This is a genomic window from Bradyrhizobium sp. USDA 4354 (genome assembly GCF_054060315.1).
The window spans coordinates 5,411,053-5,436,548 of sequence record NZ_JBSSDC010000001.1; the positions used below are offsets into that span (position 1 = coordinate 5,411,053).

Genomic DNA, 25,496 nt, shown 5'->3' on the forward strand with positions numbered 1-25,496 from the left:
ATTTGAAGTCTGTCGGTAGCAGCTTATGCCTGTCAAGGACAAAGGAGACGGCTGACGGCCAGCTGTTTCTGATATTCCGCGATTGGCAAGACGGGACGCTTCGGAGAGATGGGCCCCGGCTCTGCAGCGCATCGCTGAACCGGACGATGCTCCGCATCGCCGGGGAAGCGCTGCGCTGCGTCCGGGGCACGGAGAGGGCTACGCGACGCGGCGTGCTGCGCCGGCCTTGGTCAAAATCCCGTCGAGACAATCGATCATCTCGGCAATCTCTCCCTTCGTGACGTTCAGTGCCGGCATGAAGCGCAGGGTGTCGACCTGCGGGGCGTTCAGGAGGACGCCGGCCTCGAACGCCTGCGCGACGATGCTTGGCGCCATCGGCAGCTTGAGGTCGAGCGCGAGCAGCAGGCCGCGTCCCCGTACGCCGCCGAGGCCGTGCCGGGCCGAGACCTTCTGCAGCTCGCTTTCGAGCAAGAGGCCGGTCTCGGCGACCGCCTTGAGGAAGTCGGGCTTGTTGACCTCCTCGAGCACCGCAAGTCCCGCCGCGCACATGATCGGGTTGCCGTTGAACGTGCCGCCCTGGTCGCCATGCGCGAAGCAGGAGGCGCGTTCGGTCGCGAGCAGGGCCGCGAGCGGCACGCCGCCGCCGATGCCCTTGCCGAGCGTCATGATGTCGGGCGCGATCCCCGCGTGCTCATAGTGGAAGAGTTTTCCGGTCCGGCCCATGCCGGTCTGGATCTCGTCGAAGATGAGCAGCAGGCCGTGCGCCTCGGTGAGCGCGCGCAGCTCTTGCAGGAACTGGTCGCTCGCCGGCCACACACCTGATTCACCCTGGATCGGCTCGAGCATCACGGCGACGGTGTTGGCGTTGATCAGCTTCTCCACCGAGGCGATGTCGTTCAGCTTCGCCTTCTTGAAGCCGGCGACCTTCGGCTCGAACAGCGGCTCGAACGCCTTCTTGCCCGAGACCGACATCGTCGCCAGTGTCCTTCCGTGGAAGCCGCCTTCGAAGCTGATGATCTCGAACGCGCCGGCTTTGTGCAGGCTGCCGAATTTCCGCGCGAGCTTGATCGCGCCCTCGTTGGCTTCCGCGCCGGAGTTGGCAAAGAACACCTGGTCGAAGGCGCTGTTCTCGACCAGTGCCTGCGCAAGCTTGAGGCTCGGCTCGTTGTAGAAGGCCGGGCTCGGCGTCAGCAGCCGCTTGGCCTGCGCTGTGAGCGCATCCGCAACCGCCGGCGGCGAGTGGCCGAGGCAGTTCACGGCCCAGCCCTGCACGAAATCGAGATAGCGCTTGCGGCTGTCGTCCCACAGGTAGGAGCCGGCCCCGCGGACGAACACGGCCTTGGGCCGTGCGGTGATGTCCATCAGCGCGTCATACGGATGGGTGGCGGTGGTCATGTCGAACTCCTCTGGAGGCGGGTGGAAAAGGGACGCAAAAAGCAAGAAGGCCGCACTTTGCGGATGCGGCCTTCTCGAAAACTGGCTGAATTCTAGTGCTTCAGCGGCGTCGTCGGACATGGCGCAACCCATCATCGTCGCGGGTGCGACGACGGAAAGCTGCGCGGCGGTGGGTCCGAGAGTTGATCATGGGGCGCGTCCCTACAGCCGAATGGCAGGACTTGTCAAGCGGACGTTTTGCGGGATACCCGCCGAGCGTGCATCGGTCAGGTCGGGTGTGCGGCTTCTTCGGCGTCCACGTCGCCCCAATCCGCATCCGCAATCGCGGTGTCGATCAGCTCGCCGCGCATCAGCTTGAGCGGCGAATTCCAGTACAGTGCGATGTTGTGGAAGGGGTCAGTCAGCACCTTGAACACCCAGACGAGGCCGGTCGCGACGCCGCGGCTGGCGAACAGCTGCAGCATGCGCGCAAGTCCGCCGCCGATGCCGATGGCCAGCCAGAGCGTGCCGACATGCCGGATGAAATCGAGGCGAGAGGCCGGCGCATCGAACAGTCCGAACAACGTCGGAAAGGCGAACAGCGCAAGCGGCGCACTGCCCCAGACCAGCAGCAGCGCGATCTTGCGGGTCTGGTTGTAGCCGACCTTGATCGCTTCCTTGTGTTCGTTGCTGACGTCGTTGACGGCGTCATAGCCGTTCGGCTCGAAGAAGAAATGCCCGGTCTGCCGCGTCAGCATCGCGAGCCAGCCGACGATGCCGGCGATGGCGGGGTCCTTGAACAGCAGGGCATAGCAACCGAGGAAGATGACGGCGCTGATGAGGTGCAGCGTCTGGTTGACGGTGCTCTGGTGGTAGAAGCGGTAATCGTCGAAGCGCTGCGTCCGCAGCATGTCCGAGAGGCGGCTCATCCTCGTTCCTCGCTCGCGTTGAAAGCGCGGGCAGAGTTAGGCCGAGTCCGTGACCCCTGCGTGAATGCACTATAGTGTCACATGCGCGGGGTAGTCTCGCGTGGGACCCCGTGGAAACCATTGCGTCGCTGGCGCGTTTGTGATCGAAGCACGCGAATTGGTTCGAACCGGACGCAACTCGGCTCAGACCAAGAATGGCGGGACCAACGAGACAGTTTCAGCCTTGTCCGACACGCCTTACCCGATCGACCTCGACAGCATTCGCGGCGCATTTCCTCCGGGCATCGACGCGCCGCCGCTGCTGGTCGATTTTGCCGCCTGGCTCAAGGGGCGCCCCTGGGGCAGCGTCGGCCGCTTTTCCCTGCAAGGCCAATTTTCCGATTCCGCGCCGATCGTTGACGGCAGTCCCTTGCGCGACAGGTTTTCACTCTTCATGCGGCTGCCGGATGGCTCGGCCGTCGGCGGCTGGTATGGCGCAGGCCTCGACCGCGACAACCCGCCGATCGTGGGACTGGGGTCGGAGGGCGATTACGAATTGCTCGCGCCGTCTCTCGACGCGCTGCTGACGCGGCTGACATCGCAGCAATTCGACAGGGCCTGGAGCGATCTGAAGCCGCATGACGAGGTCGAGCCTCAAACGGTCGAACTCGCGCAATGGCTCGCCGGACAGCCGGTCTGCGACAAGGCGGCGTGCGACGACGGCGCCCCGGAGCTGCCCGACTTCCGCGGCTTCGTTGAAAAATGGGGCCGCGATCGCGAGGACTACTGGGCCAATCACCGCTTGATGGCCGAGCTCGGCTGGCGCCTGGCCGCGCATCTGCCCAAGGGCAAGTCCCCCTGGGACAAAACGCATTTCGAGGTCGCGATCGTCGGCAAGCAGTACGAGGCGCGCGTGCTCTCGCCTGGGCCGCAGCCGTTCGAGGAGGCCGCCTCGATCGGATCCCTGCTGCGCGACCTGCGCGAGGAGATGCGCCGTGCGCAGCCCGAGCTTGGGCTATGGTATGCGATGAAATTCGGCCTCTATGCCGACGGCCGCGTCATGCCGAGCTTCGAATATGATTTGCGCCCGACCATCGAGGGCGAGCCGGCGAATTTGTCCGAAGCGAAGGCCGATCTCGCCCGTGCCCCGCGGCCTGAGCGCTGGGTGCCGAAATGGCTGGCGTGATTGTCTCCACATCGTCATTGCGAGCGTAGCGAAGCAATCCAGACTGTCCCCGCGGAGGGATTCTGGATTGCTTCGCTACGCTCGCAATGACGGAACGCCCTCAGAATCCCGCGACGCTGCCGTGCAGATCGTACGCATCGGCGCGCTCGATCTTGGCCGTGACGATCTCGCCGACACGCAAGGGGCGGCGGCTGGAGAGATAGACCGCGCCGTCGATCTCGGGCGCATCTGCCTTGGAGCGGCCTTTCGCAACGGTCGGGCCGACCTCGTCGATGATGATCTGCTGGCGCGTGCCGACCTTGCGCTTCAGCCGGCGCGCGGAGATCTTCTGCTGGCGGGCCATCAGCGCGTTGTAGCGCTCCTGCTTGACCTCTTCGGGCACGGGGTTCTCGATCGCGTTCGAGGTTGCGCCGGCGACCGGCTCGTATTTGAAGCAGCCGACGCGGTCGATCTCGGCTTCATCGAGCCAGTCGAGCAGATAGGCGAAATCGGCATCGGTCTCGCCGGGGAAGCCGACGATGAAGGTCGAGCGCAAGCCGAGATCGGGGCATTCCTCGCGCCAGCGCTTGATCCGCGCCAGCGTCTTGTCCTGTGCCGCGGGCCGCTTCATCGCCTTCAGCACCTCGGGGCTCGCATGCTGGAACGGGATGTCGAGATAGGGCAGCACCTTGCCCTCGTTCATCAGCGCGATGACCTCGTCGACATGCGGGTAGGGGTAGACATATTGCAGCCGGACCCAGGCTCCTAATTCGCCGAGCTCGCGCGCAAGGTCGAGGAATTTGGCGCGGACCTGGCGGTCCTTCCACGGGCTCTCGGCATATTTGAGATCGACTCCGTAGGCCGAGGTGTCCTGCGAGATGACCAGCAGCTCCTTGACGCCGGCCCCGACCAGCCGCTCGGCCTCGCGCAGCACGTCATTGGCCGGGCGCGAGACGAGATCGCCGCGCAGCTTCGGAATGATGCAGAAGGTGCAGCGGTTGTTGCAACCCTCGGAGATCTTCAAATAGGCGTAATGGCGCGGCGTCAGCTTGATGCCCTGCGGCGGCACCAGGTCGAGATGCGGATTGTGCGCCGGCGGCAGCGCGCGGTGCACGGCGTCGAGCACGCTCTCATATTGCTGCGGCCCGGTGATGGAGAGTACGCCCGGATAGGCCTGCTCGATCTGCTCGGGTTCCGCGCCCATGCAACCGGTCACGATCACCTTGCCGTTCTCGGCCATGGCCTCGCCGATCGCCGAGAGCGATTCCTGCTTGGCACTGTCGAGGAAGCCGCAGGTGTTGACGATGACAATGTCGGCCCCGTCATGCTTGCGGGCGAGCTCATAGCCTTCCGCGCGCAGGCGCGTGATGATGCGCTCGGAATCCACCAAGGCCTTGGGGCACCCGAGTGATGTGAACGAAATACGCGGCGCTCTTTCCATGTAATCGCCTGGACTTTGCATCTGAATTGTTCGGATTTGCGATCCAACTAATTGAACCGATGGCGAAACTCAATAACTAACGTATGCGGCACGGTGCTAAAGCAGTACTCGCGCGTATTTGGCGTGATCGGCCAGTCACCAGGAAGGTATGGACTGGCTGAGGGTTCCTCATCTGGAAGCTCATTCGGATCGAACGAGTGGAGGATCCGAGGTGAATTGCTCGAACGTGCCCGTTTTGGTTGTTATTCTGTTTCTTGCCTGATTCCACGGAGCTTAACTGCGATGCGCCGGTTCATCTTCGGCTTGGCTTTCGTTACCGTTTCCTATGGCGCGATGTTTCCGGCGCGAGCCGAAGTCGACAAGATCATCCATGTCTGCGATCGGCAAGAACGATTGTGTCCGGAATTCAGGCCACGCGTGATAACGCCTGATGGGTGGGTGAGGGACGAGGCCGCGAGCGTTAAGTACGGCGCATCGATGTTCGTGCCTAACGGGAAGAACTTCGGTGAAGCAGAAGCAATCATCTATGCCGAAGGCCGCTACAACAAGGGCCGGACCAAATTGGTTCAATGGGTCGCCGCCAGCGATCGGGATTGGGCAACGACATCCGGCAAGAATGCAAAGATCGCCAAGCTTCCCTCGGTCAACTCCAAGGTCATCATCAACCGCTACGACAATCCGTCCCTGAAGGACCAACCGGTCGAAGTGATCGCGCATTACGCCGATCTCGACAAGGACGGCAACTCCTACGTCGTGCGGCTAGCGGTCTCCGGCAAGAACGAGAGGGCGGTGTTGGCCGCCGTGCCACTGCTCGACAAGATGATCGTTGGCGCGAAGATTCCGTGAGAGCGTAAGCTCAGATCAGCTGCCATCGGGCGAGTGGGCGGCACGGAAAAGTTTACATTCGTTCCCTCGCGCGCCGCCGATCGACACGAAGCTGACCTTGGGCGCAGCCGTCTGATCCATATCTGATCTGCCTGATTGACCGGTCTGAGCTAGTCCCAATTGCCCATAATTACAACCCTTTGCAGGGCGATCCGGCGTGCTATGGATGAATCACTGGTGGTGAGTGAGACATGAGCGCCGAACAGTCGCCCAAAATCGTGATCGTCGACGAAAGCCCTGTCAGGGCCGCGATCCTGGAGGAGGGGTTGCGGGAGGCCGGGTTCACCCAGGTCGTCCATATCAGCGAGATGCAGAGCCTGCTCGCCCGTATTTATGCGGTCGATCCCGACATCATCCTGATCGATCTGGAGAACCCCAGCCGCGACGTGCTGGAGGCGATGTTCCAGGTCAGCCGCGCCGTGAAGCGGCCGATCGCCATGTTCGTCGACCAGAGCGATTCAGCCTCGATCCAGGCCTCGGTCGAGGCGGGGGTGTCGGCCTATATCGTGGACGGGCTGAAGAAGGAGCGCATCAAGCCGATCCTCGACCTCTGCGTGTCCCGCTTCAACGCCTTCGCCAAGCTCCAGGAGGAGCTGGAGCGGACCAAGTCGCAGCTCGAGGACCGCAAGATCATCGAACGTGCCAAGGGCATCCTGATGAAGGTGAAGGGCCTGACCGAGGACGAGGCCTATGTGCTGCTGCGCTCCACCGCGATGCGCGAGAAGAAGAAGATCGGCGAGATCGCGCAGTCGATCATCACCGCGTCGGAGATGCTGAAATGACCGCCACCCTACGCATCGGGTTCATTCCGCTGGTCGATGCCGCCGCCCTGATCGTCGCGGTCGACAAGGGATTTGCCGCCGCCGAAGGGCTCGAGGTCGAGCTGGTGCGCGAGGTCTCCTGGTCCAACGTGCGCGACAAGCTCAATATCGGCCTGTTCGACGCGGCGCATCTCTTGGCGCCCGTCGCGATCGCGTCCTCGCTCGGGCTCGGTCACGTCAAGGTGCCGATCGCCGCGCCCTTCAATCTCGGCATCAACGGCAATGCCATCACCGTGTCGCCGGCGCTCCATGCCGCTCTGATGGAGCAGATCGACGGCGATCGTTTCGACCCGATGGCGACCGCGAAGGCGCTGGCGAAAGTCGTTGCCATCAGGCGCAAGGCAGGGGCCGAGCCGCTGACCTTCGGCATGACCTTCCCGTTCTCCACCCACAACTATCAATTGCGGTTCTGGATGGCCGCGGCGGGCGTTGATCCCGATGAGGACGTGCGCCTGGTGGTGCTGCCGCCGCCCTATATGGTCGACAGCCTCAAGAACGGCCATGTCGATGCGTTCTGCGTCGGCGCGCCCTGGAACTCGATCGCCGTCGATCTCGGCATCGGCCACATCCTGCATTTCGTCTCCGACATCCTGGTCCGTGCGGCGGAGAAGGTGCTGGCGGTCCGCCAGACCTGGGCTGAGACCCACCCGGATGTGGTCGCCAGCCTGGTCCGCGCGGCGGTGAAGGCCGCCGAGTTCATTGAACATCCGGAAAATCGGACCGAGACGGCACGGATCCTGGCGCAGCCGGAGCGGATCGGCGTCGATGCCGAGGTCATCCAGCGCACCCTGACGGGGCGCCTGAAGATTTCCCCTGATGGGACCTTCCGCGAAAGCGGCCGCTACCTCCTGGTTGGCCGCGAGGAGGCAGGCCGCCCCGATCCGGTGCAGGCCGCCTGGCTCTATGCGCAGATGGTGCGGTGGGGGCAGACGGCGCTGACCCCTGACGGCGTCAAGACGGCGATGGCGGTGTTCAGACCTGAGCTTTACGACGCGGCCCTCGGCAACGGGGCACCCACCGAAGCGCCCGCGGCGTTCGGCGCCTTTGCCGGCCCCGTCTTCGACCCCATCAACATCCGGGGACATCTCGAGGCCTTCGCGGTTGGGCGCTGGAAGGTCTGATTCGAGTCTGCTTTGTTTTTGAGCACGAGAGTTCGTTGGCTAATGTTTGGGCTGACTGCTCGAATTTCGGGAGAGCATTCAGGCCGGTATTTCCCGGAGCCTCTCCTAATTACCTGAAACTGCGGTGGTTTTTATTTCGACCAAGCTGGCACGCAACTTGAATGTTGCACTGCGGCCAGCTTGTCATAGGTGCCTGCTGAGCCAAGTCCCGCAGCAACGAAGCTGATCGGACCGTGGGTGACGAAGCCGGCTCCTGAGCCAGCCCTAGTTCCTCGCGGGTCGCGCCAATCCGTCGAAGCCACTTTGGTGGCCGCAGGAGCTTCGTTACCGACCATGAAAATCGATACGCTCTCAGTCGACTTTACCGACGAGCAGAAACGCTATCTCGAAGGCTTCACGACCGGCCTGCAGATCAGCCGGGTCGGCCGCGGCCTTGGTGGCGGCAGCGGCAAGGCAAATGCCGAGCCTGTTGGTCCCGACGCCGTGCACATCAAGGCGCAGGACAAGGTGATCGCGTCGGGCAAGAAGCTCGCCGACCAGGAGAAGTTCAAGCGCGACGAGCATCCCTTCGACGCCTATCCGCGGCTGCGCCAGCAGGCGCTCGACAACGCTCCGCCGACCCCGGCAGACAATTTCCGCTGGCGCTATTACGGCATCTTCTACGTCGCGCCGACGCAGGACTCCTACATGAGCCGCCTGCGCATTCCGAACGGCATCATGAAGCATTGGCAGCTGTCCGGCCTTGCCGATCTCGCCGACGAGCTGTGCGGGCCCTACAGCCACGTCACGACGCGCGCCAATCTCCAGCTTCGCGAGATCCCGCCGAAGAATGCCGTGAAGCTGATCGAAGGCATTCAGGAGCTCGGCCTGTGCTCGCGCGGCTCCGGCGCCGACAACATCCGCAACGTGACGGGCACGCCGACGGCCGGCATCGATCCCCAGGAAATCATCGACACGCGGCCCTATGCGCGCGAGTGGCACTACCACATCCTCAATGACCGCTCGCTCTACGGCCTGCCGCGCAAGTTCAACGTTGCCTTCGACGGCGCCGGCAGGATCGCGGTGCTGGAAGAGACCAACGATATCGCCTTCACCGCGTACGAGGTGAAGGACGGTTTCGGCGTCGAGCCGGGGGTCTGGTTCCGGCTCGGCCTTGGCGGCATCACCGGCCACAAGGACTTTGCAAAATATTCCGGCATCATCGTCAGGCCGGAGCAGGCGACCGCCGTCGCCGACGCCATCGTGCGCGTGTTCATCGACCATGGCGACCGCACCAACCGCAACAAGGCACGGCTGAAATACGTGCTCGACGCGATGGGCCATGACGGCTTCCTCAAGCTGGTCGAAGAGCGGCTGAAGACGCCGTTCACGCGCGTGCCGGAAGAGGCGTTTGTCCCGCGGCCCTCCGCGGACCGCACGGCCCACATCGGCGTGCACAAGCAGAAGCAGGACGGCCTCAACTGGATCGGCGTGTCGCTGACGCTCGGCAAGCTCACCTCCGATCAGATGCGGGGCCTTGCCAAGGTCGCGTGCGATCTCGGCGACGGCGAGATCCGCCTCACGGTCTGGCAGAACCTGCTGATCTCAGGCGTGCGTGACGAGAATGTCGAGCTTGCGATCGCGGCCATCAAGCAGATCGGGCTCGCGGTCGAGGCCTCGCACATCCGTGCCGGCCTGATCGCCTGCACCGGCAATGCCGGTTGCCGCTTCGCAGCGGCGAATACCAAGCGCCATGCCGAAGAGATCGGCGACTGGTGCGAGCCGCGCGTCGAGATGGACAAGCCGGTCAACATTCACGTCACCGGCTGCCATCATTCCTGCGCGCAGCACTACATCAGCGACATCGGCCTGATCGGCGCGCGTGTGCCGGTCGGCGAGGACGACACGGTCGAGGGCTATCACCTCTTCACCGGCGGCGGGTTCGGTCCCGACGCCGATGTCGGACAGGAGGTCTACCACGACCTCAAGGCCGAGGACGCGCCGAAGACGGTCGAACGACTGCTCAAGGCCTACATCGCCCATCGCTCGTCTCCCGACGAAACCTTCCTGTCTTTTGCGCGCCGCCACGACGGCGAGACGCTACGCAAGCTGGCCGACGCACAGGTGTCCGCATGAACCAGATCACCCCTCCGCCGAAACTCGACCTCATTCCCGCCAGCGCTCCGTTCTCCGATGCGCAGCGTTCCTGGCTGAACGGCTTCTTTGCCGGGCTGCTGTCGCCCGACGTCGCCGCACCGCTGTCGGCGGAGCAGGGTGCTGCCGTCATGCAAGGCGTGGCCGGCGACGGCGACGACGGCGAAGCGCCATGGCATGACCAGACCATGCCGATCGCCGAACGAATGAAGCTCGCCGAGGGCCGCCCCCTGCGCCGCAAGATGATGGCGGCGATGGCACAGCAGGATTGCGGGCAGTGCGGCTACAATTGCCACGATTATTCGGAAGCGATCGCGAGCCGCAGCGAAGCGCGGCTCAATCTCTGCGTCCCCGGCGGCAAGGAAACCGCGCGGATGCTGAAGTCGCTCTACGAGGAGCTCGACAAGGCGCCCGCGGCCAAGACCATCGACAAAGCCGACGCTCCGGCGCCGGCAGTGACCGTCACGATCGCAGAGCCCGGCCGCTCGCGCGACAACCCGATCGAAGCGACGTTCCTGTCGCGCCGTCTTCTCAACAAGGGCAAGTCGGAGAAGGAAACCTACCACATCGAGTTCGATCTCTCCGAGAGCAAGCTCGACTACGTGGTCGGTGATTCCTTCGGCGTGTTCGCGCGCAACGATGTCGGCCTCGTCGACCAGATCATCGCGCTGCTCGGCGCCTCGCACACCACTGAGGTCAACGGCAAGACGCTGCGCGAGGTGCTGATCGACGACGTCTCGCTGTCGCCGGCGCCCGACACGCTGTTCGAGCTGATCTCCTTCATCACCGGCGGCGCGCAGCGCGAGAAGGCGCGGGCGCTGGCGCAGGGCGAGGATCCCGATGGCGATGCCGCAACCCTCGACGTCATGGCGGCGCTGCAGAAGTTTTCCGGCACGCGGCCACACCCCGAAGCCTTCGTCGAGGCGCTGGAGCCGCTGCAGCCGCGGCTCTATTCGATCTCCTCGTCGCACAATGCGACGCCGGGAAAACTGTCGCTGACGGTGGACTCCGTGCGCTACGTGATCGGCAAGCGCAAGCGTGTCGGCGTCGCCTCGACCTTCCTCGGCGAGCGCATCGCCGAGGGCGAGAAGCTGAAGGTCTATGTGCAGAAGGCGCATGGTTTCGGCCTGCCGCAGGATCCGAAGACGCCGATCATCATGGTCGGACCCGGCACCGGCATCGCGCCGTTCCGCGCCTTCCTGCTCGACCGCAAGGCGACCGGCGCGCCCGGCAAGAACTGGCTGTTCTTCGGCCATCAGCGCAGCGATTGCGACTTCTTCTACCAGGAAGAGCTCAACGCGATGAAGACCTCGGGGCTTCTGACGCGGCTGTCGCTGGCCTGGTCGCGCGACGGCGAGAAGAAGTTCTACGTGCAGGACCGCATGCGCGAGGTCGGCCGCGAATTGTGGACCTGGCTCGCCGAAGGCGCGCATCTCTATATCTGCGGCGATGCCAAGCGCATGGCCAAGGACGTCGAGCGCGCGCTGGTCGACATCGTCGCGCAGTTCGGTGCGCGTTCGACGGATGAGGCCGTCAGTTTTGTCGCAGAGCTCAAGAAGACCGGCCGTTTCCAGGCCGACGTTTACTAAGCCTGCTGTCACTCCACCGTCATCCGGGCCGGTTCCAACTGGCTCGGATTTGAACGAATAAGATTCTCGGAACCAGCACCTAGAGAGAATTTGCATCTGCTATGAGGGGCCTCCAGAGGGCCCTCATCGCTATTTCCGCCACCATCTTGCCTCCCGCCCTGGTTGATCCTTCATACTCCCGCAAATGGGGCGTTGGAGATCGACCATGCGCGAACTATCGGCGGAAGCCAGGCTGCACTTCTACGCGCGCTCGCTCTCGCGTCGGAGCGGGGCAAGCCTGCACCACGTTGCGATGTACAGCGCGTTTGCAGTCATTGCCGCCATCGTGTTCGGCACGCTTTCGGTGCACCCGTTTTGACGATTTCGTAGGGTGGGCAAAGGCGCGCTCGCGCCATCCCCACCATCCCTCAACAGACGACATCAATCTGGTGGGCACGCTTCGCTTTGCCCACTCTACGACACCGGGCCTGCTCAAGCCCCGCGCTTGAACGGCGCCACTTCGATCCCCGCAGCCTTCAACGCCTGACGCAAGGTCTGCGCGATCTCGACGGCGCCGTGTGTGTCGCCGTGGATGCAGACCGTATCCGTGCGCATCTTGATGACCTTGCCGGTCACCGACACCACCGCGCCGTCCTGCACCATGCGCACCACGCGCTCGGCGATCGCGTTGGCGTCGTGCAGCACGGCGCCGGGCTTCTTGCGCGAGACGAGGTTGCCGTCGTCCTCATAGGCGCGATCGGCGAACACCTCGTGCACCATCGGCAGGTTGGCGTCTTCGCCGGCCTTCACCAGCTTCGAATTGGCGAGCACGACGAAGATCAGGCTGGGGTCGACCGCCTTGATGCCGGCGGCGATCGCCTTCGCGGTCATGTCGTCCTCGCAGGCGACGTTGGAGAGCGCGCCATGCGCCTTCACATGGGTGACCTTGTGGCCGGCCGCGGTCGCGATCGCCTGCAAAGCGCCGATCTGGTAGGCGACGAGGTTCTCGATCTCGGAAGCCTTGAGCCCTGCGATCGGATGCCGGCCGAAGCCGTGCAGGTCGCGGTAGCCGGGATGCGCGCCGACCGAGACGCCGCGCGCTTTCGCCAGCTCCACCGTCCGGCGCATGATGTCGGGGTCCCCGGCATGGAAGCCGCAGGCGACGTTGACCGAGCTCGCCAGTTCGATCATGGCGGCATCGTTGCCCATCTCCCACGCGCCAAAACCTTCGCCGAGGTCGCAATTAAGATCGACTGTCTTCATGGGTTGCTCTCCGCCTCTGGTCTTGTTGTCGCTTAAGGCTCCGCCGTGACCTGCCAGGTCCCGGCATCGACTGCGCTGACCGCATAGCCCGCCACGTTAGCATCGCTAAGCGCCTCGATGTTGAGCGCGACGGTGTCGGAGGAGCGCAGGCGATCGGGCAGGGTGCGGATCAGTTGCGCAAACTTGCGCGCCTCGTCCTGCGCTTCGGCCATGCTGACAGCCTTGAAGCGGAACGCGGTTCCTGCCGAGGTCTGGGCGAGGCGGCCGATATCGGCCGTGATCACGGTTGCGATCTTCGGATAGCCGCCGGAGGTGCCGCGGTCCATCATCAGCGCGATCGGCGCGCCGTTGCCGGGCACCTGGATGCTGCCGTTGACGGTGCCATCGGAGACGATGTTGTGGCCGTGCAGATGCTTGATGGCGGGGCCCTCGAGCCGGTAGCCCATGCGGTCCGAGGTCGCCGAGATCTTCCATTCGCTGTTCAGGAACAGCGCCTTGTTGGTCTCGTCGAACTCGTCGTCCTGCGGCCCGAGCAGCACGCGGATCGGGCCTGTCGCTGGCTTCGGCAGCTCGATGCGCAGCTCCGGCGCACCGCTCGCGGCATCGACTGTAAACTCGTCGCCGGCCTGGAGTGGGCGCGGGTAGGGGCTGCCAAGACCGGCGCGGGCATTCACCGCGAGGCTGCCGAATACCGGTTCGCCCTTGATGGCGCCTTCGATCGCGAGATAGGTGAAGGCGCCGCCGCGGGCAAAGCCGAGCGTCAGCGTCTCGCCGTCCTTCAGCGTCACCGATGTGTCCATCGCGACCGGGTTTCCGGCGACGTCCGCATTGCGCGGCGCGCCTGCTATCGCCACGCGCACTGCGCCGTCGCGGGCGGTGAAGGAGGCGCCGAACGGGCCGATCTCGACCGCGGCCGCGAAAGGCTCGTTGCCGACGAGTGTGTTCGCCGCCGCCAGCGACAGCCGGTCCATCGCCCCGCTGACCGTCAAGCCGTAGCGCTGCGCGCCATGGCGGCCGCCATCCTGGACCGAGCTGGCAGGGCCGATGCTGGTAACAACGAGCCGGCTCATGCGTCCACCTGCTCGGCGATGATCTCGCCAGCTTCCGCCGCGCGGTCCAATTCGTCGAATGTCTTGTGGTCGATCGCGAAGAACGTCACGCGATCACCGGGTTCGGTGAGGAAGGTCGGATTGCGGTGGAGCTGATAGGTTCTGACAGGCGTGCGGCCGAGCAAGTGCCAGCCGCTCGGCGCGGCCAGGCACTGGATGCCGGCCTGGATGCCGCCGATCGAGATCGTCCCGGCCGGCGTCAGCAGCCGCGGCGACTGCCGCCGCGACATGTGCAGAGATTTGTCGAGCCCGCTGAGATAGGACCAGCCCGGCGTGAAGCCGATCATGGCGACCTTGTAGTCGCCGCCCGCGTGCCGGGCGATGATGTCGTCGGGCGTGGTGCCCAGCGCCTTCGCGACATCCTCGAGGTCGATGCCATGCTCGCCGCCATAGGCGACGGGAATGCGCCAGCGGCGCGCCTTGGTGACCGGCGGCAGCGGCCGTGTGGCGATGGGGAGGATCTTTTGGCCGAGCGCATCGAAACCGATCTTGCCGGGGTCGTAATGCACCAATAGCGAGCGATAGGTCGGTACGGTCTCGGTGATGCCGTCGATGGGCGCCGCGGTCAGCGCCTTGTCCAGCGCCAGCACGCGCTGGTTGGCGTCCTCATCGATGGTGCGGCTGAACTCGACCGTGACGGCGCTGTCGCCACTAGGCAGAAGGCGGGGCGGGGGAAGCGTCGCGGCCATTGAGCTGTCAGAGCGCTGTCGTAATCGGGCTTCTCGGGAACGCGGGCTCGAACTTGAGTTCCGCTTGTCCCTGCTTCGCGTAAATGCGCCCGCAAGTCCAATAAATTAATGCAAGGGGAAGCGATAAAGCCTTGTTATCGCATCGCATAACGGCGCTGCGGCCCTGCATTCTTGTGGGGCGATTGGCCCTTGACGCAAGGGCTGCGGCTCGCAAGATGCGCGCGTTCTTTCCCGCACCTCGGAGCTCGTTCTCGTCCATGTCGCTGTCCCCCGAAGCCCGCAAGACCCTCGCCGGCATCACCACCGCCACCATCACAACGGTCCTGCTGAAGAAGGGCCTGCGCAATGTGTGGATGCGCGGCGCGCGGCCGCTGCGCCCGGGCCTGCCGCGCCTGGTGGGACCGGCCTTCACGCTGCGCTTCGTGCCGGCGCGCGAGGATCTGGCGACGCCGGAGTCCTGGTCGTCGCCGATCTCGACCCGCACCGCGATCGAGGCGATGCCGGAGGGCTGCATCGCCGTCGTCGACGCTATGGGCATCACCGATGCCGGCATCTTCGGCGACATTCTCTGCGCGCGCATGGTCAAGCGCGGCGTCACTGCGCTCGTCACCGACGGCGTCGTGCGTGACGTCGAGGGCGTGCTCGGCACCAATATGCCGGTGTGGTGCGACGGCTATGCCGCGCCGCCGTCGGTTGCGGGCCTCACCTTCGTCGGCTGGGGCGAGCCGATCGGCTGCGGTGGCGTCGCCGTATTCCCGAACGACATCGTGGTTGCCGACCAGGATGGCTGCGTGCTGATCCCGCAGGCGATGCTCGACCACGTCCTTGCCGAAGGCGTCGAGCAGGAGCGCATGGAAGCCTGGATCGTCAACGAGGTGAACAACGGCGCGGTGCTGCCGGGCCTCTATCCCATGAACGCCGAGACCAAGGCGCGCTACGCCGCGAGCAAGAAGTAACGAAAGCGAGGACCCACATGGAGATTACAGTCGCCGGCACGCGGCCGACCCGCCACGCGCCAAAGGAACACTTCACCGGGACCGTGTGGCAGGACCCCGTCATCATGGCGCCCGCGCCGGCACGGCTGAACTGCTCGCGCGTCGCGTTCGAGCCGGGCGCACGCACCAACTGGCATCACCATCCGCTCGGGCAGACGCTCTACGTCATCTCCGGCGTCGGGCGCGTCCAGTCCAAGGGCGGGCCGATCCGCGAGATCCGCCCCGGCGACACCGTCTGGATTCCGCCGGGTGAGCTGCACTGGCACGGCGCATCGCCGACCAACGGCATGTGCCACATCGCCATGCAGGAAGCGCTCGACGGCGTCTATTCGACCTGGCTGGAGCCGGTCACGGACGCGGAATACGGCGCGGCCGTCGGCTGACGCGCGTGCCCCGGCTCGGCGACGCATCGCCTTTGGCGATGCGTCGCCGAGCCGGGGCCCAGAGTCTTCGCTCCACTGAGAGCACTGGGTCCGGCTCTTCGCGGCAACGCTGGCGCGTTGCCGCTTGTCCGGGACACGGAGGCTCATATCCTCTCCGCCGTCCAGGTGCCCGTGCACATCGCGCCGCGCCAGGTGCCGGAGCCGGACGCGCCGCTGAGCCGGCCGAAGCCGACGGCACGCTTGAGGCCGGTGCTCAAGGTGACGTTGATATTGCCGGCGGCGGCGACGCGGCCGGATGCGCTCACCGCGGCGTTGCTCGAGGCGATCTGACCATTGTTGATGCCGATCGCGACGGTTGCGCCGTTGCCGCAGGCCTGGCTCGACGACGTGATCCGGACATTCCATGCGCCGTCGAAGCTGCTTGTCGCAGCGCCTGCCTGTGTGAGCGGGAAGGCGATGGCGACAATGGAGGCGAAAAGACCCCTGCGAAATCCAGTCATGGCATGCCCCTGCGGTTGATCATGCGGCGATCGTGGCATGGGCGACGAACCGGCGATGTGAGGGCTGTCACGTGCACAAGGGGCACTGTGAGCTGGCACACGCTGCCTGCACGGTCATTCCCGGCGGCTCGTAGAGCCGACTATGGTGCGCAATTGCGCACCCGAGAAGCTCGAGATTCTCAGGTGCGCAAGTGCGCACCATAGTTCACGCTTCGCGTGCCCCGGAATGACTCGGTATCAAACGGCCTGGAGGACTCTAGTTCACGCGCGTCCAAGTCTGGCCGCCGCAGAACATGCCGCCGAAGGCGCAGCCCTGCACGCGCAGTCGGTCGCTACCCTTCATGGCGATCGTCGAATCGTAGGTCGAGCCGGAATTCGGATCGAGGATGCGGCCGGACCATTTCTGGTCCTTGCCAGGCTTCATGTTGATCAGCACCTGCTCGCCGTTCTGGTTCGACTTGCTGTCGACCGAATAGCCGCAGAGGTTGGTGCCGCATTGCTCGATGCGGACCTTGCCTTCCTTCTCCTCGGTGAGCCAGACGCCGAGCGGCGAATTGAGATCGCGCGTGGGCGCAGCTGCCGGAGCAGGTGGCGCGACGGCAGCCTGAACGGGAGCGGGGGCAGGCGCCGCGGCGGGTGGCGGAGGCGGCGCCGGCGGGGCGGCAGCCACGGTCGGTACGGGCGGCGGCGCCACGGCGGGCGCGGCCTGCTGCTCGACCGGAGCAGGAGCCGGAGGCGGAGCAGGCGGCGGCACAACGGCTGTTTGGGCTGGCGTGTTGGTGGCGGTCGTGGTCGGCGGGGGAGCCGCCGGTGGCGGTGCAGGAGGCGGCGCGACGGCGGCAGCCGCGGGTGCCTGCACGGCTGCGGGCGGCGCAGCGGGAGCGGGGGCAGGAGCCGGAGCAGCCGGCGCTTGCGGGTCGACCGTGGCCTGCTGAGGCGCCTGCTCGTTCTTCTTGGCCTTCTTGGCCTTGCTCTGACCGGTGTTGTCGTAGACGCCGGGGATCTGCACCGTGCCGCGGTCGGGATCGATGCGGATGGTGCGCCCGCCATATTCGAAGGTGTACTGTGCCTGAGCAGCCGTGCTCGCCAACAGGAATGCGGCCGTAGCCAACAGCTTCCTCATTTCCGTCTCCTGAACAGGTGGTCCCCGCACCGACCCTTACGCGCCGGCTCACTCGCAAAACGTGATCTAGATCACTGTCGTTGGTATGAGTCGTCTTCCGGCGGTTCCGGGTTCAATAGGCTAGGGGGCGGTCCAAAGTTTGGCCGAGGCAAGCGACAGGAGGACGCGGCCTAATCGAACCAGGCGGCGTAGATTTTCTTGAAGCTGCCGTCTTCCATGGAGACATGGAGCCATTGGTCGACGAAGGCCTTCAGCGCCATGTCGCGCTGCAGCCAGTAGGCCTTCTCGGAGAAATCGAACGGCTTTTCCGGATGCACCGCGCAGAGCACGCCGGCGTGCTGCTTCTGCTGGTAGTGCGTCTCGGAGGCGTCCGTCATCATCAGGTCGGCATTGCCCTTGGCGATTTCGTCGAAGATCACGGTGTTGTCTGCGAAGACGGTGATCTCGGCCTGCTTGATGTTGGCACGGGCAAAGCGCTCGTTGGTGCCGCCGGGATTGACGATGATTCGGGTGCCCTTCTTGTCGATGTCGGCAATGCTCTGGTACTTGCCGACGTCGGCGCAGCGCGCGATCGGCGTCTTGCCCTCGCGCATGATCGGCGTCGAGAAGAAGCCCTTCTTCTGCCGGTCGAACGTGACCGAGACGCCGCCCATGGCGACGTCGAACTGGTCGGCCTCGAAATCCTTCATCAGCTTCGGCCAGGCCGTGGGCACGAATTCGACCTTGACGCCGAGCGCCTTGCCGAGCGCTTCCGCCATGTCGACGTCGAAGCCGCTGAACTGCTGCGTGGTCTTGTCCAGATAGGTGAAGGGCTTGTAGTCGCCGGTCATGCCGACGCGCAAGCTGCCGCGCTTGACGATCTCATCTAAGCGCGAGGGCGCCTGCTGCGCTTGGGCCGAAAGGCTTGCCAGCAGCATCACGGCCAAAGCCGCCACGATTCGAACGGATATTCGAACGATCATCTCTTTTCCACCCCTGCGCGAGCTGTCATTGTGCAGCTCTTCGGATGTGGATTTAGACCGGATGCCCGTCGCTGGCGAGGCGGAATTGAAAGGAAACCTTGAGGTGACGATCTCGATGTACGAGGCCTCGGTCGGCCTCTTCGTGCCCCATTTGCACAACCTGTCCGCGCTGCTCGACAAGGGCGTTGCTTATGCGGAGGCCCGCAAGTTCAACCCGACGGTTCTGCTCGGCATGCGCCTTGCGCCGAACATGTACGACCTGGCGCAGCAGGTCGGCGAGGCCTGCCGCCACGCCACGGTTGCGTCGGCCCTGCTGGCGCAGCGCGATCCGGTGGCGCTGCCGGCACTGGAGCACGACATGGCCGGGCTTCAGGCGCGCATCGCGACCTCGATCGAGTTCATCGAAAGCCTGCCGCGCGCGGAGATCGACCCGGCTGCGGAACGGAATGTCTTCTTCAGGTTGAAGAACGGCACCGAGCTGCCCTTCACCGGACGGACGCTGCTTTTGACCTTCAGCGTGCCGCAGTTCTTCTTTCACGTCACCACGGCCTACGACCTCTTGCGGCACGCAGGCGTCGAGCTCGTGAAGAAGGATTATCTTGGAAGGAAGTAGCGGCAGGATCGATTTGCACCTCTCTCTTCGGGAGAGGTGCAGACGCATCCGGTCTGCAAGCTGCCTTACGCTTCGCCCTTGCGCTCATAATCGGCAAGCGAGCTGCGGCCGGCGATCTCGCTACGCAGCAGCTCGAAACGCCTGTTCGCCTCATCCTGCTGCGCATCGACGAAACGCACCGCGGCCTCGCTCGTCATCGGGCCGCTGACCACGGGGGCGGACTGTTCGCCGATGGTCTCGTGGACGTAGTACTGGCCGTCGTCGCCGCGATGGACCGTCCATTTGAGGCGGATCGCCACCATGGGCCCCGGACCGACCTTGCTGTAGCCGTCGGCATCGGTGTGCTCCGGCACCAGCGGCTGCTCCTCGACCACCGGATGTTCGTCGATCACCGGATGCTCGTCCACGATCGGCGGCTCGTCAGACGCGATGTGCTCACGCTCTCCGGCGACCACGATTTCCGTCTCGGTCTGGCGAATGACGAGAACGGGCTCGGGGTGCTCCAGGATGCTGGCGATCGTCGCCAGCGCGTGGTCGGTCGGGTCGATCTCTGACAAGGTCCATCCTCCAGCTCGCCGCGCCGGCCAGTCTGTCCCACCGCCGCCGCGTTTCAAGCCCATTACGCGCGTTTGATTAAGGCTGAGTTGGGGCCCGATCTGCACCAAAATGGGACGCTTTCTGGCATCCCCGAAGGCGGGCGCATCCGTCGCCCGCCCCGAGTTCGGCTCAGCCCAGCACGTCCTGATTGATGACGTTCTGCCTGATGGGATCGCCGTCCAGCACGCTCAAAATGTTGCGCGCGGTCTGCTCGCTCATGCGCTGGACCGCCTCGACCGTGACGCCGGCGACGTGCGGGGCCATGATGACGTTGGGCAGCGCGAACAGCGCGTTGCTGACCGGCGGCGGCTCCACCTCGAACACGTCGATGCCGGCGCCGGCGAGCTTGCCGGAGACCAGGGCGTCGTAGAGCGCTGTCTCCTTCACGATGCCGCCGCGCGCGGTGTTGATGAGATAGGATTTCGGCTTCATGCGGCCGATCCTGTCAGCATCGAACAGGCCGACGGTCTCCGGCGTCTTCGGGCAGTGGATGGTGACGAAGTCGGCGTGAGGCAGCGCGGCGTCGAGGTCGGTGACCGGCTCGCATCCGGCCGTCCTGATGTCGGCAGCGGGCTTGTAGGGGTCGTAGACCTGCACTTTCATTTCCATCGCCAGGCAGCGCTTGGCGGTGCGACTGCCGATGCGGCCGAAGCCGATGACGAGCACGGTCTTGCCGTAGAGGTCGAACGGCAGCATGCCGAGCCGGTCGGCCCATGTGCCGTCCTTGACGCAGGAATGCAGCTCCTGCGCGCGCTTGGCGAGCGTCAGCATCATGAACAGAGCCGCTTCCGCGACCGAGGGCGAGTTGGCGCTGCCCGCCACCATCAGCGGCACCTTGCGGCGGGACAGGGCGGGCACGTCGACGGCGTCGTAGCCCACGCCGATGCGGGTCACCACCTTCATGTCGCGGGCGGCCTCGAGCTCGGTCTCGCCGAAGGCGGTCGCACCTAACGCCACGCCATGGACCGGCGCATGGCTCTTCAGCAAGGCCTCGAAATCCCTGGCGGAGATCAGGTTCGGAAACTCGACGAGCTCGATATCGTCCCGCTGGGTGAGGAGAGCGCGTGCCCCTTGCGACAAAGTTTGTGTAACGAAAATCTTCTTCTTGTTGGTCGCCATCGCTCCCCTGCCTGCCTCGCGTTTCTTAGGCCGGCGTCACAACACGACGCCGGTTTCTTCGTTTAGCAGGTGCATGTTGTTGAGGTCCATCGCCAAACGCATGGGTGCCCCGTCCTTGGCGCCGGCATTGGGATCGACGCGGCCGCAGACCGGCGTGCCATCGAGCCCGAAATAGACCAGCGTCTCCATTCCCATCGGCTCGGTGACGTCAAGCACGGTCTCGAAGGTCTCGACGCCGGGCCCGAGGTGCGCGTGCGACTCGGTGAGATGTTCGGGCCGGAGGCCGAGCAGCAGCTTCTCGGTGCGCGGCAGCGCGTTGTAGCGTGCCGCGCGGGCCGGCGGCAGCGGGAAAGCGATGCGGTCGGTGAGGCGGATCTGGAGCGTGCCGCCGACATCCTCGAGCCGGCACGGGATGAAGTTCATCGCCGGCGAGCCGATGAAGCCCGCGACGAAGCGCGTCGCCGGCTTGTGGTAGAGCTCGTTCGGCGTGCCGATCTGCTCGATGCGGCCCCTGTTCATCACCACGACGCGGTCGGCCAGCGTCATTGCCTCGACCTGGTCGTGGGTGACGTAGACGGTGGTGGTGCGCACCTTCTGGTGCACCTTCTTGATCTCGATCCGCATCTGCACGCGCAATTTGGCGTCGAGATTGGAGAGCGGCTCGTCGAACAGGAAGACCTTCGGATTGCGCACGATGGCGCGGCCCATGGCGACGCGCTGGCGCTGGCCGCCGGAGAGCTGCTTCGGCTTGCGGTCGATCAGGTCGGTGATGTCGAGGAGTCGGGCGGCTTCCGTTACGCGCGCCTTGATCTCGGCCTTGGGGTAGTGCTTGAGGCGCAGCCCGAACGACATGTTCTCGGCGACCGTCATGTGCGGATAGAGCGCGTAGTTCTGGAACACCATGGCGATGTCGCGGTCCTTCGGCGGCACGTCGTTGACGACATCGCCGCCGATCATGATGTCGCCGTCGCTGATGTCCTCGAGGCCTGCGATCATGCGCAGCGTCGTCGACTTGCCGCAGCCGGAGGGGCCGACCAGCACGATGAACTCATGATCGGCGATGTCGAGATCGATGCCGCGCACGGCTTCGACATCGTCGTAGCGCTTGACTACCTTCCGCAAAGCAACGTCAGCCATCGAACTTCAGCTCCTCGTCATCAACCCTTTGTTGCGCCGGCGGTCAGGCCGGCAATGTAGTAGTCCATCAGGAATGCGTAGATGATCAGCGGCGGCGCGGCGCCGAGCAGCGCGCCGGTCATGATCTGCCCCCAGTTGAACACGTCGCCCTTGATCAGCGTGGTGGTGATGCCGACCGGCAGCACGAGCTGATCCACCGACGTCGTGAACACCAGGGGATAGAGGAACTGCGCCCAGGACACCGTGAACGCGAAGATGGTCGCAGCGATCAGCCCGGGTAGCGCGACGGGGATGAAGATCCGCGTCAGGGTCTGCAGCCAGGAAGCTCCGTCGATGAGCGCGGCCTCATCGAGCTCCTTCGGGATCGAGGCGAAATAGCCGATCATGATCCAGGTGCAGAACGGCACCGTCAGCGTCGGATAGATGAACAGCAGCACGTACCATCTGTTGAGCAGCGTGATGCCGGTGTAATCCTGAACCAACGCCAGCATCTTGAACAGCGGAATGAACAACAGGCTGTCCGGAATGAGGTAGGTGAGGAAGACGCCGGTCGCCAGCGTCGTCGAACCCCAGAACTTCATGCGTGCCAGTGCAAATGCCGCAGGAACACTGATCAACATGGTCAGGAGGACGACCGCGAGCGAGACGATCGACGAATTCCAGAAGAAGCGCAGGAACTGGTTGGAGGTCAGAAGCTCGACATAGTTCGACAACGTGGGGTGAAACACCCACCAGGGATTGGTCGCCGCCGATATTTCCGCGCTGCTCTTGAGCGAGGTGATCAGCATGTAGATCGGCGGCGTCAGGAAGAAGATCGCGAACAGCACCAGGAAGAAGTAGGACCAGCGCAGCGCCCAGGCGCGGTCCCGGCTCATGCTGCCGTACTTGACCTTGCGCGACGGTCCGGCCTTGTCGATTGCAAGCGTGCTCATCAGGCTTCATTCCCGCGTTTAGAGACATCGCGCAGGATGAAGATCGCTGCGATGGCGAGGATCGGCACCATGAACAGCGAGACGCTGGCGCCGAGTGGGATGTCGCTGCCCTCGATGCCGACCTTGAAGGCCCATGTCGCGAAGATGTGCGTCTGGTCCAGCGGGCCGCCCGAGGTGAGGATGCGCACGATGTCGAAATTGGCGAAGGTCACGATCAGCGAGAACAGCGCCGTGATCGCGATGATGTTGCGCATCATCGGCAGCGTGACGTACCAGATCTTCTGCCACCAGTTGGCTCCGTCGATCGCCGCAGCCTCGTAGAGCTGGTCCGGCACCGACTTCAGCGCGGCCAGATACATGATCATGAAGAAAGGCGCGCCGTACCAGATGTTGACGAGGATGACGGAAAAGCGAGCCCAAACATTGTCGCCGAGCCAGTTGATCGGGCCGATGCCGAAGAATGAGAGCGTGTAGTTGAAGGCGCTGTAGGAGGGGTCGAACAGCCACAGCCAGGCCAGCGTGCTCATCGCCGGCGGGATCACCCAGGGCACCAGCAGCATGCCGCGCCATTTGCGCTGCCCCTTGGCCGGAATGTTGTGCACGAAATGGGCGACGATGAATCCGATCAGCGCCTTGAAGAACACCGCCGTGACGGCAAAAATGCAGGACTGCTTCACCACCATCCAGAACGTGTCGCGCTTGAACAGGAACAGGAAGTTGCCGAAGCCGACGAACTTCTGCATCGACTTGTTCAGCGTTGCCAGATGAACGGAGTAGACTGCCGGATAGAGCACGAGCAGCGCTATCAGCAGGATCAGCGGCAGCGTCAGGAAGAACGCGACCGTCGATTTTCGTCCCAGGGCATTGCGAAGGCTGGTCGGCTTGCGCGCGCGCGCCGCACGGACTGTTTGACCTTGCTCAACGACGACATCGGCCATGGCGTAGCTTTCTCGGAAATTGTCGACTGGCGAAGCCGGCCCGATCGGCCGGCTTCCTCGATTGGCGGCACGCGATGCGTGGCGGCTCACGCCTCAAGCGTGAACCGCCTGGCACACGCCCGGCATCAACTCCGCATGAAGCCCTCGCACTCGCCTTCGGCCCAGGCGAGCGTGGCCTCCATCTTTTCGCCTTGCGCATAGCGCAGTGCCATCTTGGTCAACGTCGCCTGGAAGTAGATCTGCTGTGCGATCTTGGGCGGCGCCGGAGACGCCGCGATCGACAGCGTCTGATGGTTGTTGGGGTTCGGATAGTGATAGAGCGTCCCCTTCGGCGGCCCTTCCTCGGCCCAGGTCTTCAGCGTCGTCATGTTGGCGTAGGCGGGCAGATCGTAGCCGCCGCTCGCCGCGACGAACTTTTCGATCGATGACGGCTGCGACAGGTAGCTGAGGAGGCTCTTGGCCGCTTCCTTGTTCTTGCTGAAGCTCCAGAGACCCCAGAAGTAGGGCAGGTAGGGTGCGAAGCGGCCCTTGGGCCCGGACGGCATGCCGTGCGTCCAGCACTGCTCGGCAATCTGCGGCGCGTCGCGCCTGGCGACCGCCCAGGCGCTCGGCGGATTCAGGATCATCGCGCCGCGGCCCGAGATCAGCCATTTGTTGTTCGAGGCATCGTCCCAGGACGGAGCGTCCGGCGGCAGGAAGGCGATCAGCTTCTTGTAGTATTCGAGCGCCTGACGAACGGCATCGGTCTTCACCGTGACGTCGCCCTTGGCGTTGACGAGCTCGGCACCGAACGACTGGAAGATCGCGCCTGCAGTGTCGACGCTGTCGGTGGTTTCGCCGAGGCCGATCCCGAATGGCACGCCGCCCTTGTGGCAGGCCTCGGCCGCCTTGAGGAAAGTCTCCAACGTCCAATTGTCCGCCTTTGCGGGCGCGCCGACGGGGTACATCTCCTGCACGTCGATGCCGGCATGCTTCTTCATCAGATCGATGCGGGAGCAGGGACCCTTGATCTGGCTTCCCGGGGTTGCGGGAACGGCGAGCCACTTGCCGCCGGCTTGACCGAGATATTTGACCGTGCCGTTGACCTCGCCGTTCTGTTTGATAAGCGGCTCCATGACGTCGTTCACCGGCTCGAGATTTTCAGCGTAGGCGTGCGGCCACCAGGTCGGCATCTGCAGGATGTCGTGACCGGATTTCGCCTGGGCCTCGGCTGCGACCGTGAGCTGGATCTTGTTGTTGTTGCTGGTGATGTAGTCGATCGAGACTTCGACCTTCTCCTTTTCGCCCCATGCTTTGACCATGGCGGTGGAGGCGTCGTTGGCATTCGGCACCCAGTGGTCCCAGAAGCCGATCGATATCTTGCCGGCGGCGTAGGCGCCCCGGACATAGGGCGCCGTGATCAGCGCCGCGGAGGACATTGCAGTGGCAGCCACAAATTGACGTCGCGTCAGTGCCTTGCGTGACATCTCGTTTCCTCGCTTGGTGTTGTTGTTGGAGTTTCCTCTGAGAGACTTCTTTATTGCGTTCTTGTTGCTCGACTTTCTTATTGGTGCGTCGGCCCGCGTGGGCAATTCACGCATGCCGCAGCAAATTGGTAGCGCGATCAGATCATGATTGATCGCGTCTGTCGAGAAAGCCGAATGGCTCTGCATCTAAAACTAACGTTGTGTCCGGGAACGTCGCGACGCGTGTCGAGGCGTCGCAGGCGCAGAGCGCTCGC

At 64.5% G+C, this 25,496-nt stretch carries 25 protein-coding genes; 10 read left to right on the top strand and 15 right to left on the bottom strand.

The window, feature by feature from the left end:
• Positions 1 to 198 precede the first annotated feature (198 nt).
• Both ACVIIV_RS25090 and ACVIIV_RS25095 read right to left on the bottom strand, forming a co-directional pair.
• Positions 199 to 1,395 carry an acetylornithine transaminase gene (locus ACVIIV_RS25090; RefSeq protein ID WP_456746528.1) on the bottom strand — a complete coding sequence of 399 codons (1,197 nt, stop codon included), beginning with the start codon at positions 1,393 to 1,395 and terminating at the stop codon, positions 199 to 201.
• Positions 1,396 to 1,661: 266 nt separating this feature from the next.
• On the bottom strand, positions 1,662 to 2,303 hold the full coding sequence (locus ACVIIV_RS25095) for a hypothetical protein (RefSeq protein ID WP_456746529.1): 642 nt from the start codon (positions 2,301 to 2,303) through the stop codon (positions 1,662 to 1,664).
• Between the two features lie 223 nt (positions 2,304 to 2,526).
• Here ACVIIV_RS25095 and ACVIIV_RS25100 point away from each other — a divergent pair, with 223 nt between their 5' ends.
• Complete coding sequence (locus ACVIIV_RS25100; RefSeq protein WP_456746530.1) at positions 2,527 to 3,468, top strand: hypothetical protein; 942 nt, start codon at positions 2,527 to 2,529, stop codon at positions 3,466 to 3,468.
• 100 nt (positions 3,469 to 3,568) lie between these two features.
• Here ACVIIV_RS25100 and rimO read toward each other — a convergent pair whose 3' ends face one another.
• Positions 3,569 to 4,888: a 30S ribosomal protein S12 methylthiotransferase RimO gene (gene rimO / locus ACVIIV_RS25105; RefSeq protein WP_456746531.1), complete on the bottom strand. Its 1,320-nt coding sequence runs from the start codon at positions 4,886 to 4,888 to the stop codon at positions 3,569 to 3,571.
• Positions 4,889 to 5,170: 282 nt separating this feature from the next.
• On the opposite strand from rimO, the gene ACVIIV_RS25110 reads away from it, so the two are divergent.
• The 6 genes from ACVIIV_RS25110 to ACVIIV_RS25135 all read left to right on the top strand — a co-directional run bounded on the left by ACVIIV_RS25110 (position 5,171) and on the right by ACVIIV_RS25135 (position 11,795).
• The gene (locus tag ACVIIV_RS25110) at positions 5,171 to 5,734 is read left to right on the top strand and encodes a hypothetical protein (RefSeq protein WP_456748819.1); all 564 of its coding nucleotides are present in this window, start codon (positions 5,171 to 5,173) and stop codon (positions 5,732 to 5,734) included.
• Positions 5,735 to 5,964: 230 nt separating this feature from the next.
• A complete protein-coding gene (locus ACVIIV_RS25115; protein ID WP_145633838.1) occupies positions 5,965 to 6,555 on the top strand; it encodes an ANTAR domain-containing response regulator in 591 nt (196 codons plus the stop codon).
• Positions 6,552 to 7,715: a CmpA/NrtA family ABC transporter substrate-binding protein gene (locus tag ACVIIV_RS25120; protein WP_456746532.1), complete on the top strand. Its 1,164-nt coding sequence runs from the start codon at positions 6,552 to 6,554 to the stop codon at positions 7,713 to 7,715. Before ACVIIV_RS25115 ends, ACVIIV_RS25120 begins: the two co-directional genes overlap by 4 nt.
• A 333-nt stretch (positions 7,716 to 8,048) precedes the next feature.
• Positions 8,049 to 9,830: a NirA family protein gene (locus ACVIIV_RS25125; protein ID WP_456746533.1), complete on the top strand. Its 1,782-nt coding sequence runs from the start codon at positions 8,049 to 8,051 to the stop codon at positions 9,828 to 9,830.
• Positions 9,827 to 11,437, top strand: coding sequence for a sulfite reductase subunit alpha (locus ACVIIV_RS25130; RefSeq protein ID WP_456746534.1), 1,611 nt, complete (start codon positions 9,827 to 9,829; stop codon positions 11,435 to 11,437). Before ACVIIV_RS25125 ends, ACVIIV_RS25130 begins: the two co-directional genes overlap by 4 nt.
• 205 nt (positions 11,438 to 11,642) lie before the next feature.
• A complete protein-coding gene (locus tag ACVIIV_RS25135; RefSeq protein ID WP_212373225.1) occupies positions 11,643 to 11,795 on the top strand; it encodes a hypothetical protein in 153 nt (50 codons plus the stop codon).
• Between the two features lie 113 nt (positions 11,796 to 11,908).
• Here ACVIIV_RS25135 and ACVIIV_RS25140 read toward each other — a convergent pair whose 3' ends face one another.
• The 3 genes from ACVIIV_RS25140 to pxpB are packed head-to-tail and all read right to left on the bottom strand — an operon-like array spanning position 11,909 to position 14,477.
• Complete coding sequence (locus ACVIIV_RS25140) at positions 11,909 to 12,679, bottom strand: LamB/YcsF family protein (protein WP_456746535.1); 771 nt, start codon at positions 12,677 to 12,679, stop codon at positions 11,909 to 11,911.
• A gap of 32 nt (positions 12,680 to 12,711) precedes the next feature.
• On the bottom strand, positions 12,712 to 13,749 hold the full coding sequence (locus tag ACVIIV_RS25145) for a 5-oxoprolinase subunit C family protein (RefSeq protein ID WP_456746536.1): 1,038 nt from the start codon (positions 13,747 to 13,749) through the stop codon (positions 12,712 to 12,714).
• On the bottom strand, positions 13,746 to 14,477 hold the full coding sequence (pxpB, locus tag ACVIIV_RS25150; RefSeq protein ID WP_456746537.1) for a 5-oxoprolinase subunit PxpB: 732 nt from the start codon (positions 14,475 to 14,477) through the stop codon (positions 13,746 to 13,748). Before pxpB ends, ACVIIV_RS25145 begins: the two co-directional genes overlap by 4 nt.
• Positions 14,478 to 14,734: 257 nt before the next feature.
• Between pxpB and ACVIIV_RS25155 the strand changes: the two genes are divergently transcribed.
• On the top strand, positions 14,735 to 15,433 hold the full coding sequence (locus tag ACVIIV_RS25155; protein ID WP_456746538.1) for a ribonuclease activity regulator RraA: 699 nt from the start codon (positions 14,735 to 14,737) through the stop codon (positions 15,431 to 15,433).
• A 17-nt stretch (positions 15,434 to 15,450) separates the two neighbouring features.
• Positions 15,451 to 15,855, top strand: a complete 405-nt coding sequence (locus ACVIIV_RS25160) for a (R)-mandelonitrile lyase (protein WP_456746539.1) — start codon at positions 15,451 to 15,453, stop codon at positions 15,853 to 15,855.
• A gap of 143 nt (positions 15,856 to 15,998) precedes the next feature.
• Here ACVIIV_RS25160 and ACVIIV_RS25165 read toward each other — a convergent pair whose 3' ends face one another.
• The 3 genes from ACVIIV_RS25165 to ACVIIV_RS25175 form a co-directional block, all read right to left on the bottom strand.
• On the bottom strand, positions 15,999 to 16,355 hold the full coding sequence (locus ACVIIV_RS25165) for a hypothetical protein (protein ID WP_456746540.1): 357 nt from the start codon (positions 16,353 to 16,355) through the stop codon (positions 15,999 to 16,001).
• 256 nt (positions 16,356 to 16,611) lie between these two features.
• Positions 16,612 to 17,478, bottom strand: coding sequence for a DUF2147 domain-containing protein (locus ACVIIV_RS25170; protein ID WP_456746541.1), 867 nt, complete (start codon positions 17,476 to 17,478; stop codon positions 16,612 to 16,614).
• A gap of 170 nt (positions 17,479 to 17,648) precedes the next feature.
• Positions 17,649 to 18,440, bottom strand: a complete 792-nt coding sequence (locus ACVIIV_RS25175) for a transporter substrate-binding domain-containing protein (protein ID WP_456746542.1) — start codon at positions 18,438 to 18,440, stop codon at positions 17,649 to 17,651.
• Positions 18,441 to 18,555: 115 nt separating this feature from the next.
• On the opposite strand from ACVIIV_RS25175, the gene ACVIIV_RS25180 reads away from it, so the two are divergent.
• Positions 18,556 to 19,053: a DUF1993 domain-containing protein gene (locus ACVIIV_RS25180; RefSeq protein WP_456748820.1), complete on the top strand. Its 498-nt coding sequence runs from the start codon at positions 18,556 to 18,558 to the stop codon at positions 19,051 to 19,053.
• A gap of 65 nt (positions 19,054 to 19,118) precedes the next feature.
• Here ACVIIV_RS25180 and ACVIIV_RS25185 read toward each other — a convergent pair whose 3' ends face one another.
• The 6 genes from ACVIIV_RS25185 to ACVIIV_RS25210 all read right to left on the bottom strand — a co-directional run bounded on the left by ACVIIV_RS25185 (position 19,119) and on the right by ACVIIV_RS25210 (position 25,242).
• Positions 19,119 to 19,610, bottom strand: a complete 492-nt coding sequence (locus ACVIIV_RS25185; protein ID WP_456746543.1) for a hypothetical protein — start codon at positions 19,608 to 19,610, stop codon at positions 19,119 to 19,121.
• Positions 19,611 to 19,779: 169 nt separating this feature from the next.
• The gene (locus ACVIIV_RS25190; RefSeq protein ID WP_456746544.1) at positions 19,780 to 20,769 is read right to left on the bottom strand and encodes a hydroxyacid dehydrogenase; all 990 of its coding nucleotides are present in this window, start codon (positions 20,767 to 20,769) and stop codon (positions 19,780 to 19,782) included.
• A gap of 36 nt (positions 20,770 to 20,805) precedes the next feature.
• Positions 20,806 to 21,906: an ABC transporter ATP-binding protein gene (locus ACVIIV_RS25195; RefSeq protein WP_456746545.1), complete on the bottom strand. Its 1,101-nt coding sequence runs from the start codon at positions 21,904 to 21,906 to the stop codon at positions 20,806 to 20,808.
• Between the two features lie 20 nt (positions 21,907 to 21,926).
• On the bottom strand, positions 21,927 to 22,838 hold the full coding sequence (locus tag ACVIIV_RS25200) for a carbohydrate ABC transporter permease (protein WP_456746546.1): 912 nt from the start codon (positions 22,836 to 22,838) through the stop codon (positions 21,927 to 21,929).
• Positions 22,838 to 23,776: a carbohydrate ABC transporter permease gene (locus ACVIIV_RS25205; RefSeq protein WP_456746547.1), complete on the bottom strand. Its 939-nt coding sequence runs from the start codon at positions 23,774 to 23,776 to the stop codon at positions 22,838 to 22,840. Before ACVIIV_RS25205 ends, ACVIIV_RS25200 begins: the two co-directional genes overlap by 1 nt.
• A gap of 125 nt (positions 23,777 to 23,901) precedes the next feature.
• The gene (locus ACVIIV_RS25210; protein WP_456746548.1) at positions 23,902 to 25,242 is read right to left on the bottom strand and encodes an ABC transporter substrate-binding protein; all 1,341 of its coding nucleotides are present in this window, start codon (positions 25,240 to 25,242) and stop codon (positions 23,902 to 23,904) included.
• Positions 25,243 to 25,496 lie beyond the last annotated feature (254 nt).